Genomic DNA, 12,981 nt, shown 5'->3' on the forward strand with positions numbered 1-12,981 from the left:
CTCCATTGCTTCATAGGCGTGGCCGGGGGCCCGCTTGCAGATCCAGTATTTGCCGATAGCAGTTCCCATGCGCACTAAATGTTTTTCCTGCTCGTGTTCACTGCTTAAGTCGAGTGCCCTCGCCATGCGCATGCTTAAAGCCGTAGCTGCTTCGTGCTCAATAATCAGGTCGGCGAGTACATTTTGCATGAGTGGTTGTTTATCGAGTGTATTGCCAAACACCTTGCGTTGGCGGCAGTGATGAGTGATTTGGGAGATTGCCTGGCGCATCATGCCCGAGGTGCCAATCATGCAGTCAAAGCGGGTCATGGCAACCATCTCTAAAATTACCGATACACCTCGACCTTCTTCGCCGATCATCCACCCCATTGCTCCGCGTAGCTCAGTCTCACTGGAAGCATTGGAGACGTTCCCCATTTTATTTTTCAGGCGTTGTACTTGCATCGGATTCTTGCTGCCATCGGGTCGCCAGCGTGGCACCAAGAAGCAAGAAACACCCGAACTAGTTTGGGCGAGTACTAAAAATGCGTCTGACATGGGGGCTGACACAAAATATTTGTGCCCGATTAGTTCGTAAACCTGTCCGGGTCCCTGGGCACCCATTGCAAAGGCGCGCGTACTGTTTTGTCTAACATCGGAACCACCTTGTTTCTCGGTCATTGCCATACCTATTGTGAGGCCTGCCTTTTCTTCATGGCTGACATTTCGGTAGTCATATTCTCGATGCATAACTTTGGGGGCCCATATGTCATAGATATCTGGCTGCCTTTTTAGTGTCGGAATAGCGGCAGAAGTCATAGTTATAGGGCAGCCATGACCTGCTTCAACCTGGCTCATCATATAGCTCTTGGCGGCACGTGCGACATGAGCGCCTGGGCCAGGTTTAGTCCAATGGGAAGAGTGGATGCCTTCCTTAATTGAGAGCGCCATGAGTTGGTGGTAAGAAGGGTGGAAGCGTACCTCATCGATACGCTTACCATGGCGGTTGTGAGTAAAGAATACCGGTTTATTCTCGTTCGCCTGAAAGCCCCATTCAAGCACTTCGGCTGACCCGGTGACCCTGCCAAAACGTGAAAGATCCTCGCTGTAAGCTTGTCCTTGATGAGCTTTAACTGCATCTTTGAGTGCGGCATCTTCTTCATAGGCATTGTAGTTTTCCAATGCTTCGGGTTGATTCTCGACAGTGTGAGTTTCTGGCCAATAGGCGTTGCTCGGCTTGAAAGATTCAGAAGAGGTCATGGTCGCTTACTCCGTACCTTTAGATAAAGTGAACTTGTATTCATTTGTTTGTGCTATTGAATCACGCGATGCTTCAATAGTCAATTCTGCGCATTTAGGATAAAATTCAAGGACCCAGTTCTAAGAGCTCTTCATAAGCTCGTGTGAAGAGAAAAACTAAAGAGTATTCCATGGCATATCGCCCGACAGAAAAAACTGAAGCCAGAAAGAAAGCACAGCGCAAACTGCTCTTGGATACTGCTTTGCAGTTAGTCGCTTCGGGAGGTTTTCAGTCTTTAACCATTGCTTTGTTGGCTGAAAGGGCAGATGTTGCGACCGGTACTGTATATAAGTACTTCGCATCGAAAGCAGAACTGTGCGCAGAAGTGTTTCGGGTGGCCACTGAAAAAGAAGTCAGGAATGTACAGCTAGCAGCTTTTCCTCAGGTGGAAGATGAACTCGAAGGTCAGCAAGAAGGCGAGGCATTGAGCTGTGAGCAACGTCTGAAAATGGCGTTAGAGATTTTCTCTAGAAGAGCTTTAGAAGGGCGTGGTCTGGCTTATGCCTTGATAGCCGAACCGGTAGACTCAAAGGTTCAGCAAGAGCGCTTAAAATATCGACGAGCCTATGCCGAGATATTTGAGGCCTTGGTGACAGAGGGAGTCGAAAAAAATGAGTTTGCACCCCAGAATGCGTTGATATCTGCTGGTGCGATGGTTGGTGCATTGGCAGAAACATTACTTGGCTCTATCGCCAGTGCCCAACAAACGCCTGGCGAATTCAAGCCCGAAGAATGGATTGAAGAAATATTGAGCTTTTGCCTTTCAGGTGTTCGTCGCGCCTAAGCGCTTTTGAGCCTGAAAGGTTTGAACATTTAAGAGATGAGCCTCAGCTTCTAGCGCCTACGACGTAGGCTTTCTTTTTCCTTCGTACGCTGGTCAAGTCTGGCCATAATTTCTGCCATTTCTTTTGCTTCTGCAGCCGCTTTGGCAGCCTGTGCAGCTTCGCGTTCCATTTTCTCTTTGGCGATGGCTTCTTTAATTCGCTTTTCCTTGGCAGCTGAGCCAACACGTCCTTCTGGTAGTTTGTCTTTAGCTGGGCTGGTTTTAGCTTTGTTGGTCTTTAATCTGGTATTGCTAGTTTTGCTTGCAGTGGATGTTTTGGTTTTCGGCGCACTCGTTTTAGTGCTGCTACCTGCGCGGTTTTGCCGACGCTTCATCTCGATATTCATCATGACCGCTTTCATATCGTCAAAGTCTTTGGTTGAATCAGACTTTCGCAATTCGACGACTTCTGCTTTCTTTTCTTCTTTCTTGACTGTTTCTGCTTGGGCAGCAAGATAAGCTTTTACATCGATGCTGGTGACAGGGCCGTGTTCTTTTTTTGTGCTACGATTTTGGCTAATGCTGCTCTTGTCTTCAGGCGTATTGCTGGCGGCCTTAGCCGCGGGGCTTTGTTTATGGATTGATGTTACCTTACTCGTCGCCTTTGCTTCTTGTATTGCTTTGGGCTCGCTATGTACTTCTTGATTAACCTTATTTACCGTGGGGGCAGGTGCACGTCCGGTTTTGATAAGCTTGCCATTGAACTCGTCGCAGGCATCGCGAACCAGCTCTCGGGATTCAGCAGGGGAGTCAGCATAAGCCCAGGTTTCTACTGTAAAGTTATCAACACCGAATTCACGTACAGTGTCTAAGAACTCACCTGAACCACCTTCTTCTGCCTGAACGATCAGTCTGGCCCAATGTTCTTCCATACTATCTCTTGCACTGCCGACATAAACTTCGTTGTTGACTCTATTGGTGGCAGTAAAAACGATCATATAAGCGATACCTCTGTTATATAAATGTAGTAAGAAAATGGATCAATATAGAAAATGATGGAGGCGCGGAATTATAATGAAGAAAGAATTTTTCGGTAGAATTGACAAGGAAGTTTTTACATAATTTAGCAGATTTTTTTGCAAGTAATTGCTTGCAAATTTTGAGAGCCCTAGATTAGGGCTCTTAAGGTCTATAGGCTGATACCGATATTACTAATGCCTTCATCTTGAGCAAGCTCTCGAATGGCAAGAATCAGTTCTTCTCCAGGGTGGCTTGCAGATCTTAGTAGCTCGCTCAGTTCGGCTTGAAATGAAAACTCGCGTTCAATGAGCGGATGTGAATCGAATAACTTTATTAGCTGGTTTTCGCTCAGTGAGTCGCCTTCGGAAAACTCTATAAACTGAGTGATGGTTTCCAAGGACAGTTGGCTAACGCTCAATGCACGTGGTTTTTCATCGTTGATCCCAGCCAATAGAGCCTGTTCTAGAATGCTTAGGCAATCGTGAGTTGGCAGGGCACCATAATGTTCGCTCTGTTCGGTATCAGGCATGTTCGCCTGGGTCAGATCGAGGAGCTCTACAATACCTTCTTCGTCTTGCTCAATTATGAGCATGTTCCAGGCGCTGTCGATGTCTGCAAGCTTGAGTGGAGAGTCTGAAGGGCTGTCAGACTCGATACTGTCAAGATATAGGAGGGCGTTGGGAAGGGCGCGTTCCGCTATTGCAAGCATAAATGCCCGTTCACGCCAGCCTCTAAGAGAGTTGAGAGATTTTTGAAACTTCAATCGGTTCATTGTGCCTAGCCTGCAGGTAGTTGGTATAAGCTTACGAGTATGTCGCTGCTCTATGTAAAGTGTTTATTAGCGTTTGGGTGCACTGAGAAAGAGACTCACCAGCCACAACAACGCCGTCTTCATGGCCGTCCATGCAAAAGAGAATAGACTTCTCAGATAGTAATAATTGAGCGGATAGTTGGCGCACTGATTCTGCCATCTCTGGCGTGCCATAAGGTATTTCTTTGGGGGTGGAAGCTAGCTTGAGCGCTGAACGTTGCTTCCATATTTCTGTGGAGTGAACGTGCACCACAGCTTTTATTCGGGCACTAAGCTTATAGATGACGCCATGCGTCATACTTTCCGATGAGGGCTTTGTTTCACCTTCTGCATGTATTGTATTTGTCTCAGGGTGGCTTTGGTTTACGAGGCATATATCCCGAGGGAATAGCGTTGGAAGGTGGCCTGTTTGAGTGCCGCTGATCCAGAAAGAAGGAGGCGCTTCAATGCTAGAGTCTGACTGGCAACGCAGTGATAGGTTGCCAAAGCCATAGCCTTCATAGCGATTATCATCCTGGCCGATTAACCCGTGAGCCATCATTTGTTGGCGGCATTGGTTCAGTTCAGCCAAACTGGTATCGTCAATCGAGATGCTTCGATGCTCGAATACCAGCTGATATTTGATAACGCCTTCTTGCTCCACTTGTGTTCTCTCAGACTTGAAGAGGCAGTTAAACTAAGTTTTCGGCAGCGTTACGCCAGTCTGGCCCTGGTATTTTCCACCACGATCTTTATAACTTGTTTCACATACTTCGTCAGATTCGAAGAACAGCATCTGTGCAACACCTTCGTTAGCATAAATTTTTGCTGGCAAATTGGTGGTGTTAGAGAACTCAAGTGTGACGTGACCTTCCCATTCGGGTTCTAATGGGGTGACGTTAACGATAATGCCGCAGCGTGCATAAGTAGATTTGCCCAAACAAACAGTGAGGACGCTACGAGGAATTCTGAAGTACTCAACAGTTCGAGCCAAAGCAAAGGAGTTTGGTGGGATGATACAAACATCGCTATCAATATCGACGAAGCTGTTTTCATCAAACTGTTTAGGGTCTACGGTTGCTGAGTGGACGTTTGTGAAGATCTTGAATTCACTGCTGCAGCGAACATCGTAGCCATAACTGGATGTTCCATAAGAGATAATTCGGCCATTTTCACCGGTTCGAACCTGCCCTGGTTCGAATGGCTCAATCATGCCTTGCTCTTGTGCCATTCTACGTATCCACTTGTCAGACTTTATTGCCATGTTTCGCTGTTCCAAATAAAAAGTTTAGAAGCTGTCAAAGTAATGCTTCCGTAAAGCTGGCTATAATACCTTTGCTTAAGATATAAGCAAAGTATCTACTTACAACGATGGCTTAACTTTTCGAGCAGACTTACTAGGTTTGTTGAAAATATGGTCTAAGCTTGTATCACGCTGTATGTAAAGTGTAGATAGATTGATTCTTCGAATTCACCTAGAGGTAGGACACGGTTTTGGGCCTTTCCGCACTAGAAAAGTTGAAGCATGGTTTAAGGTTTAAGAAACTGGGCCACCGCTTGACCTTTTATTTTGTATCACTCGGTATCTTTTTTACCGTGGTGACGGTATCGGTATTGCTGGTAAAACAATATCAAGATGGAAGGCTTTCTGTTTACGAAGAAGCGAATGATACCATCAAAGCCGTTAATCAGCAGTTAGCTAGAAGCTTATGGAACGTCGATCAGGATAGCACTCATATCTTGCTGGAAGGCGTCTATCGTATGCCTTCAATTCAGGGTGTTAGAATTGTAGAAGCCTTGGGCAATGAATATCAGTACGGGGATATTGAATTGCCAGTAAGTTTGTCGAGCCCTTTGGTCTTTAACGGCCAGAATATGGGTAAGATTGAAGTTGATGTGAAAGATGAGTTGATTACCGAGTCTGTATTAGACCAGATGATCGTGATCCTTATTAGTTCCACTTTGATGATCGGTTTGATTAGTTTTGTTTTCAGTACGATTGTTAAAAATGCAGTGACGCGCCACCTTTCCAAAATTAGCCGTGAAACCGTTCAGCCGGCTCAGCTAACAAGTAAAACCTATAAGCCCATTGTGCTGAATCGCCCCGAATACAGTGATGAAATTGCTGACTTGGTTGAAGCTTTGAACCGGGGACGAAAGCAGGTTGCCGAGTTTGCTTTGGCAAAAGAGTCCTATGAAGACCAGTTAGAGCATCAGGCAAATTTCGACATGCTGACAAATTTGCCTAACCGTCGCCATATTGAATATCACCTGAAAAATGAAATGCTTAACCAGCAGGAAAACGCCGAATACTCGAAGCTGGCAATCTTTTTTATTGACCTGGATGGTTTTAAAGAGGTGAATGACAGCCTGGGGCATAGTACAGGCGATAAGATTCTGCTGGATAGTGCTTCCCGCTTGAAGAAGTTGATCACTCGCTACGGAGGTTATGTGGCCCGTTTTGGTGGCGATGAGTTCATCGCTTGCTTTCAGTGCAACACTCGCGCAGATGCTGAGGATGTTGCTGATAAAACGATATTGGCCTTTAAAGAAAACTTTGTCTTAAGTGACTCGCAGCTTCAATTAGGTTGTAGTATCGGGGTCGTGCTTTACCCTGAAGATGGCGAGAATACTGAAGATTTGATTCGTCGTGCAGATACCGCGATGTATAAAGCCAAAGAAGCAGGCCGTAATACCTTTGCATTCTTTGACCAGTCAATGATGTATAACATCGTGTTGCACAATACGATTAAGAGTAAATTGAAAGATGCGATCGTTAATAATCAACTAGAGCTCTATTTTCAGCCTTTGATTGATTTGCGCGATATGAGTATTACCGGTTTCGAAGCCTTATTACGCTGGGAAGATGAAGACCTGGGTAAGGTTAGGCCGGACTTGTTTATTCCGGTTGCCGAAAAAACCGGTCAGATATTTGATATCGACATCTGGGTATTTGAACATGCCATTGCGCAGGTTAAAGAGTGGCGCAGTGATTTCAATGAAGAATTTATCGTTGCTATCAACTTTAGCCCAACTAACTTTCACCATCGCGAGTTATCTGACTGGACGCATAATCACCAGGTATTTTTGCAAACCTTGGATTGGGTGGAGCTGGAAGTAACAGAACGTTTGATGTTGGACGACGACCCTGTTGTGATGAAGGGTATTAAGCAGCTACTTAAGTCAGGGCTTAAATTCAGTATTGATGACTTTGGTACAGGTTATTCGTCTCTTGGTTATATCAAAAAATTCAGCCATATCCTGTCAAAGATTAAAATTGACCGTATGTTTGTCAATGAGTTAATTAACAACAGCTCTGATCAAGCACTGGTCAAGAGTATCATTACCTTAGCTGATAGCTTATCTATCGAGGTCTTGGCTGAAGGTATCGAGTCTAAGAAGCAGGAAGAGTCATTAATCGGGCTTGGTTGTGATTATGCTCAAGGCTTTTTCTATTCTAAGCCAATCCCAGCACCCGAAATCCCGGCCTTCATTCGAAAGTGGCAACAGACACCGCATATTGTCAGCTCAAGCTCTTAGAAAGAAAAAAGCTTCGGGTACCTAAACAGGTTTTTGTCATCAATTAGCTTGATATGACATACTCTCGTTTTTCTTGGCGAAGCAAAATTGATCTTAAGGCAGGTGGCGCGATGAAAGGGGTTTTCCTTGATGTAGCAAGTATGGGAGATGGTCTGGACCTGAGTGATATCGAGTCTTCATTTAGCCAATATCAATCTTATGATACGACGGAATCAGCGAATGTCTGTGAACGAATAAAAGGCTTTGAGGTGGTCGTTGTCAATAAAGTGCTATTGGGGAAGAAAGAAATAACAAGTAACCCCAGCCTAAAGCTGATAGCCGTTACGGCGACAGGGACGAACAATATTGACTTGCAAGCGGCTAAAGAGGCCGGTGTTAGGGTCTGTAATGTCACACAGTATGGGCGCCCGGCTATTGTTCAGCATACCTTTTCTTTGTTGCTGGCACTAACAAACCGTTTATTGGATTACGCTAAAGATGTTCAAGATGGACGCTGGTGTACAAGTCCGATTTTTTGTTTGATGGACTACCCTATTGTTGAACTGGAAGGCAAGACGCTTGGCCTGCTCGGTTATGGTGACCTTGGACAGGGTGTTGCAAAAATGGCCGAAGGCTTTGGCATGAAGGTTATACTGGCAGCTCGTTCCGGTCAAAGCTTGGAAAGTGTTGATGGCTATCCTCGCTTGGCTTTGGAAGAGCTATTGCCGCAAGTTGATGTCTTATCTATTCATTGCCTGCTGAGTGATGAAACTACAAATCTAATCGATGCCAATGCCCTGTCTAAAATGAAGCCTTCGGCCTATTTATTAAATCTTGCTCGAGGTGGCATTGTGGATGAAAACGCTTTGGCCGAGGCATTGAAAGAACGCCGCTTGGCCGGCGCAGCAACAGATGTCTTATCCGTTGAACCGCCTAAGGGTGGAAATGTACTACTGGATAGAGAAATTCCAAACTTAATTGTTACCCCTCATTGTGCTTGGGCGAGTAAAGAGGCGCGTCAGCGCTTGTTGGACAAAGCTGCCGCAAATATTAGAAGATTTGCCGAGGGAGAACCCCAGGCTTACATTGTTTAGTTAATTTGAATCAAGAGGGCGCGACTTTAACGATGAGCACAGTATGGCTACAAAAAGAACTTGAGCTTCAAGCCCGCTCCCGCGGTTTTCATCTGATCACTCGGGAAATTGAGCAAGCCTTACCTGAGCTCAATACGATTTCAATAGGTCTAGCGAACCTGTTTATTCAACATACCTCAGCATCACTCACATTAAATGAAAATGCAGACCCGGATGTCCGCAGTGATATGGAAAAGCACTTTAATAAGTTTGTGCCGGAAAATGCACCCTATTATGATCATATACTCGAGGGTTCTGACGATATGCCCGCTCATATCAAAGCCTCGCTGCTAGGCTGCTCTTTAACTATTCCGATTAACTCGGGAAGGTTCTCGATGGGTGCGTGGCAAGGGATTTATCTTGGGGAGCATAGAAATCAAGCTGGTTCACGTAAGTTAGTAGTCACTATGCAGGGTCAGACTTAACTATGGTTAAAAAATAGACTACTTATTCTGTCCAACTTCAGCTAACATGTGTACACTTAAATTTGAGGCGCAAGTTGTGATTATGAGCAAAGTGGTGGACAAAACGGGCGATCAGCCAGTTGATAATAAGCGGGTGGAAACCCTGGAACATAGTTTAGACGAGTTGCTAAATACCTTAACTCACGGGCTAGGTGTGCTATTAAGCATTGCGGGTTTATTTGTCTTGTTAATCGCTGCAATTCCAATGGATGATGTATGGAGAGTCGCCAGTTTTAGTATATTTGGCTTGAGTCTAACGGCTTTATACTTAGCTTCGACGCTTTATCATGCCGAGCGATGCCCGGTTAAAAAAGATAAGCTGAAGATGTTCGATCACTGTGCTATTTACCTCCTGATTGCAGGTTCTTATACACCCTACCTCATGGTGAGTATGAGAGAAGTCGGTGGTTGGGGCTTATTAGCCCTTGTTTGGGGCATTGCATTTTTCGGTATCTTCTTGAAAATACGTTTCAAGCATCGGTTTTCACTTTTGCGCGTCGCGAGCTATCTGCTTATGGGTTGGTTGGTGATTCTAAGTGCTGAGGATTTGCTCGCATCAGTACCGGAAGGAGGAGTGTTTTTACTCGCTTTGGGCGGAATAATCTATACTCTTGGTGTTGTCTTCTATTTGGTCGAACGAATTCCCTATAACCATGCAATCTGGCATCTGTTTGTACTGGGGGGCAGTATTTGTCATTTCTTCAGTGTTTATTACTACGTTTTGCCACCTCAGGTCGCTGTATAATTAAACTTCGGGCTGGTCAGAGATAACTTTTATTAGACTGTCGTCACGGTTTTGTTGCTGCCATTGATCAAAGTAGATTAAGTCCTCCAATGGCAGACGTTCTCGCCACCCCTTGCTTTCGAGTTCGGGCTTCACTTTAAATTCAGAGACATAGCCCATACATAGGTAGGCGACAGGTACGACATGTTCGGGAATGCCTAAAATTGCTTTTACTCTGTCCTGATCAAAGATACTAACCCAGCCAATACCTACATTCTCAGCGCGTGCTGCCAGCCATAAGTTCTGAACGGCACAGACGGTGCTGTTTAAGTCCATGCTTTTTATATGTGTGCGGCCTAGCACAACAGGGCCGCCGCGTTGACGGTCACAGGTGACGACAAGGTTAAGCGGTGAGTCTAAAATTCCTTCGAGCTTCAGAGACTGATACAGGGGCTTCTTGTTGTCCGGAAACATTTCCATTGCTTCGTTATTGGCATCAGTAAAAGCCTCTTGTACTTGTTGTCGAACTGTTTTTGAGCGAACTAACATAAAGTTCCAGGGCTGCATAAAGCCAACCGAGGGCGCATGATGTGCGGCTTTCAATATGCGGGCCAAGACCTCATCCGGAATCGGGTCGGGCTTGAATTCTCCTCTGACATCACGTCGATTAAAAATGGTTTTATAGAGCGCTTCGCGTTCATCGTGCGTAAAGTTTACAGTCTGGTCTTCGGCGGACATTGAAAAAATACTCTATTTGTTACGCTCAGAAATTGACCTTCGAGGCCTGGTTTTTATAAACGAATCAAAGGCATTTTTGCTGGCAACTTGGGCAACACACTGCCGGATTCGTTCAATGCTCGTTTTATCCAAATGATCAACAAGGCCGACTCGTAGCATGGCAAAATCGTTGTTCACAGATATAAGGCGCAAGAGAATACCTGCTTTTGCGAAGAACTCATAGAGTTCGCTGAGATAAGATGGGCTACCTTGGAAGCTAATAAACAGGCCTCTATCAGCTAATAGTTTGAGCGCTTTGTTGTGAACCAAGGGCGCAAATAAGCTTTGGATTTCTTGGGCGCTCTTTTGGATGCGCTTTCGGCTGGCATGTTGCCAGTATCGATCGGGCAGGGCCTTGCTTAATATGTGCATAGCTGGGCCGTTGAGTGGCCAAGGGTTGCTCGGAAACTGTATGCGAGAGAGACTTTTAGGTGAGCCAAATATGAAGCCGGCCCGAATACCGCCTAAGCCGAAGAATTTGCCGCAAGATCTCAGTACTAAAATGTTATCGGGCAGGGGTGGGCGTGAGAGTAGGCTGGCTTTAGGTGTTAGATCGATAAATGCTTCGTCCACGATCAGCATTGCGTCAGTTCCGAGCATGGCAGCCCAGGAGAACAGGCTCTCTAGAGGAATCATGAGCCCGCTTGGATTATTCGGGTTGATAATAAGTAAATGCTGTTGTGAGTTAGCTTCAATCAGCCGCTCAATCATGGCGTCAGCTTTGGATAAGATGCAGGCATCGTAAAAACTAATCTCAGCGCCTTTGTTTGTCCACGCACACTGATGCTCTTGGTAACCCAGGGACGGCAAGATCACAGGAAGATCTGCTAATAGCAAAGGCAGTTGTTGAATAATCTCTTGAGTACCAGCAAGTGAGCGGTAGGCATGCGGGCCATAATAGCCTTCGACTGTTTTCCTGAATTCCGGGCTAGGGTAAGGCAATCTAGAGAATACGGTTGCCGGAATGTCATCGCAAGGATAAGTGATCGGGTTAAGGCCGGTTGACAGATCCACCCAATCTGATTCGGGAATGTTATAGCGAATCGAGGCGCTGACTAAGTCGCCACCATGGACAATATGTGTTTGTTGCGTTGTCATCCTGGGGCCTAATAGAAACGAATCAGAAAGAAGTAGCCTTCAAGAAAAATAAGTGCAGCACACCAAAGAATTAGACTGCGTTTAATCAGCTTGAGCGCTTCTTGAATGCTTTGCGCACAAGCCGCTTGACCATGTTTAGGGCCAAGCGTAGATCGCTGTTCAAGTGTTTCGTCATAGCAGGCGCTACCGCCTAGTTTTAATTCAAGTGCACCAGCTCCAGCAGCCATGACTGGGCCTGCATTGGGGCTCTTCCATAATTTACCTTGTGTTTTCCAGCATTGAAAAGCGCTGCGTGTTTGCCCGCATAGCGCATAACTAAGTGCAGTCAGTCGAGCCGGAAGGTAGTTCATTACATCATCAAGGCGAGCAGCAGCCCACCCGAAGTCCTTGTAGCGAGTGTTCTTATAGCCCCACATAGCATCGAGAGTATTCACCAGGCGGAAAAGAACAACGCCCGGTATGCCGCCAACAATAAACCAGAAAATAGTGCTAAAGATTGCGTCAGCACCATTTTCGAGTACAGACTCTGTACTGGCGCTTGCGACGTCTTCGGGCGTTAAATGCTTGGTGTCACGACTAACAATTCGAGCGACTTTCTTCCGAGCTTCACCTAGATGCCTTTTGGTTAAAGGTTCAATAATCGCTTCAGCATGTTCTTTGAGGCTTTGCCAACCTAGCGCTGTATATAAGACGAACGAGGCAAAGGCGACGTGAGCGATCGGTTCGCTGAGTGTAAGTAACTCCAAATAGAAAGCGAGTAGAACGGTAGGCACTAATAGGAATGTCAGTGCAATGATGCCTTTAAGCCGTTTGCCGGACCCGCTATTTAACTTGTGCTCAAGGTCGGTGGCGAGATTGCCAAAGCCAACGAGAGGATGAAAGTGCTTGGCTTCGCCAAAGACCTTATCGAGGAACAAGGCCAATAAGAGGCAAATTGAAAAGTACATGTGTTATTTCCTTGTTATATTTATTGGCAGGCAACGAGAACTAGCAGGGTGATGCATTCGAGTATCTCGATCATGGCGCCGGCTGTATCACCTGTGCACCCTTTAAGCCGCTTCATCATGCGAGAGCGCAAGTAGTAGAAACTTAAGCAGCTTACGAATAGCAGGGGGATGATGACTGCCCAGCCTAGAAAGTAGCAGGAAGCGAGCATGAGGATGATAGAACCAAGCCAAACTTGGTGATCTTGCTTGTGCTCGGCAATTGCACTTCCTAAACCGCTTTTTCGTGCATAGGGTGTGGTAACAAATAGCAGGCTGGCGCTGATGCGAGCAAATACCAGGGGCCAGATAAGCAGCCAAATATCCTGATTGATGATTAGCTCAATAGTTAAGAGCTTCAAAAGCATTAATAAAACAGTCGCTGCAATAGCAATTGGGCCAGATGTTGGATCTTTCAGAAGTCGCAGAGT

At 45.9% G+C, this 12,981-nt stretch carries 14 protein-coding genes; 5 read left to right on the forward strand and 9 right to left on the reverse strand.

Annotation, left to right across the window (positions count from 1 at the left end; all coding sequences use genetic code 11):
- On the reverse strand, window positions 1-1,239 hold a 1,239-nt coding region (locus A3756_RS02015; RefSeq protein ID WP_068552811.1), incomplete at its 3' end, for an acyl-CoA dehydrogenase family protein.
- A gap of 170 nt (window positions 1,240-1,409) precedes the next feature.
- Here A3756_RS02015 and A3756_RS02020 point away from each other — a divergent pair.
- Entirely contained in the window at window positions 1,410-2,063 is a 654-nt protein-coding gene (locus tag A3756_RS02020) for a TetR/AcrR family transcriptional regulator (RefSeq protein WP_068508613.1), read from the forward strand.
- 50 nt (window positions 2,064-2,113) lie between these two features.
- Here the strand turns inward: A3756_RS02020 and A3756_RS02025 are convergent, their stop codons facing one another.
- From A3756_RS02025 to dcd, 4 genes are all read right to left on the reverse strand, one after another.
- Window positions 2,114-3,040, reverse strand: a complete 927-nt coding sequence (locus A3756_RS02025) for a hypothetical protein (protein ID WP_068508614.1) — start codon at window positions 3,038-3,040, stop codon at window positions 2,114-2,116.
- 191 nt (window positions 3,041-3,231) lie between these two features.
- On the reverse strand, window positions 3,232-3,834 hold the full coding sequence (locus tag A3756_RS02030; RefSeq protein ID WP_068508616.1) for a DUF416 family protein: 603 nt from the start codon (window positions 3,832-3,834) through the stop codon (window positions 3,232-3,234).
- A gap of 31 nt (window positions 3,835-3,865) precedes the next feature.
- On the reverse strand, window positions 3,866-4,516 hold the full coding sequence (locus A3756_RS02035) for a class II aldolase/adducin family protein (RefSeq protein WP_068508619.1): 651 nt from the start codon (window positions 4,514-4,516) through the stop codon (window positions 3,866-3,868).
- 33 nt (window positions 4,517-4,549) lie between these two features.
- A complete protein-coding gene (gene dcd, locus A3756_RS02040; RefSeq protein ID WP_068508620.1) occupies window positions 4,550-5,116 on the reverse strand; it encodes a dCTP deaminase in 567 nt (188 codons plus the stop codon).
- A gap of 230 nt (window positions 5,117-5,346) precedes the next feature.
- Between dcd and A3756_RS02045 the strand changes: the two genes are divergently transcribed.
- The 4 genes from A3756_RS02045 to A3756_RS02060 all read left to right on the forward strand — a co-directional run bounded on the left by A3756_RS02045 (window position 5,347) and on the right by A3756_RS02060 (window position 9,713).
- On the forward strand, window positions 5,347-7,392 hold the full coding sequence (locus A3756_RS02045) for an EAL domain-containing protein (protein ID WP_068552813.1): 2,046 nt from the start codon (window positions 5,347-5,349) through the stop codon (window positions 7,390-7,392).
- Window positions 7,393-7,502: 110 nt separating this feature from the next.
- Complete coding sequence (locus tag A3756_RS02050) at window positions 7,503-8,465, forward strand: NAD(P)-dependent oxidoreductase (RefSeq protein ID WP_068508633.1); 963 nt, start codon at window positions 7,503-7,505, stop codon at window positions 8,463-8,465.
- Window positions 8,466-8,497: 32 nt separating this feature from the next.
- Entirely contained in the window at window positions 8,498-8,929 is a 432-nt protein-coding gene (locus tag A3756_RS02055) for a secondary thiamine-phosphate synthase enzyme YjbQ (RefSeq protein ID WP_068552815.1), read from the forward strand.
- Window positions 8,930-9,011: 82 nt separating this feature from the next.
- Complete coding sequence (locus tag A3756_RS02060; protein ID WP_082865041.1) at window positions 9,012-9,713, forward strand: hemolysin III family protein; 702 nt, start codon at window positions 9,012-9,014, stop codon at window positions 9,711-9,713.
- Here A3756_RS02060 and bluB read toward each other — a convergent pair whose 3' ends face one another.
- From bluB to A3756_RS02080, 4 genes are all read right to left on the reverse strand, one after another.
- The gene (bluB, locus tag A3756_RS02065) at window positions 9,714-10,430 is read right to left on the reverse strand and encodes a 5,6-dimethylbenzimidazole synthase (RefSeq protein ID WP_068552817.1); all 717 of its coding nucleotides are present in this window, start codon (window positions 10,428-10,430) and stop codon (window positions 9,714-9,716) included.
- Window positions 10,431-10,442: 12 nt separating this feature from the next.
- Window positions 10,443-11,567 carry an aminotransferase class I/II-fold pyridoxal phosphate-dependent enzyme gene (locus tag A3756_RS02070; RefSeq protein ID WP_068552818.1) on the reverse strand — a complete coding sequence of 375 codons (1,125 nt, stop codon included), beginning with the start codon at window positions 11,565-11,567 and terminating at the stop codon, window positions 10,443-10,445.
- An 8-nt stretch (window positions 11,568-11,575) separates the two neighbouring features.
- Entirely contained in the window at window positions 11,576-12,514 is a 939-nt protein-coding gene (cbiB, locus tag A3756_RS02075) for an adenosylcobinamide-phosphate synthase CbiB (RefSeq protein ID WP_068552820.1), read from the reverse strand.
- 20 nt (window positions 12,515-12,534) lie between these two features.
- A partial coding sequence (locus A3756_RS02080; protein ID WP_197481107.1) for an adenosylcobinamide-GDP ribazoletransferase occupies window positions 12,535-12,981 on the reverse strand: 447 nt, incomplete at its 5' end.

Source organism: Oleiphilus sp. HI0086 (assembly GCF_001635225.1).

Coding starts and splice junctions, on each gene's coding strand:
- A3756_RS02020 (WP_068508613.1), top strand. CDS start 1,410: ATGGCATATCGCCCGACAGAAAAAACTGAAGCCAGAAAGAAAGCACAG.
- A3756_RS02025 (WP_068508614.1), bottom strand. CDS start 3,040: ATGATCGTTTTTACTGCCACCAATAGAGTCAACAACGAAGTTTATGTC.
- A3756_RS02030 (WP_068508616.1), bottom strand. CDS start 3,834: ATGAACCGATTGAAGTTTCAAAAATCTCTCAACTCTCTTAGAGGCTGG.
- dcd (WP_068508620.1), bottom strand. CDS start 5,116: ATGGCAATAAAGTCTGACAAGTGGATACGTAGAATGGCACAAGAGCAA.
- A3756_RS02050 (WP_068508633.1), top strand. CDS start 7,503: ATGAAAGGGGTTTTCCTTGATGTAGCAAGTATGGGAGATGGTCTGGAC.
- A3756_RS02055 (WP_068552815.1), top strand. CDS start 8,498: ATGAGCACAGTATGGCTACAAAAAGAACTTGAGCTTCAAGCCCGCTCC.
- A3756_RS02060 (WP_082865041.1), top strand. CDS start 9,012: ATGAGCAAAGTGGTGGACAAAACGGGCGATCAGCCAGTTGATAATAAG.
- bluB (WP_068552817.1), bottom strand. CDS start 10,430: ATGTCCGCCGAAGACCAGACTGTAAACTTTACGCACGATGAACGCGAA.
- A3756_RS02070 (WP_068552818.1), bottom strand. CDS start 11,567: ATGACAACGCAACAAACACATATTGTCCATGGTGGCGACTTAGTCAGC.
- cbiB (WP_068552820.1), bottom strand. CDS start 12,514: ATGTACTTTTCAATTTGCCTCTTATTGGCCTTGTTCCTCGATAAGGTC.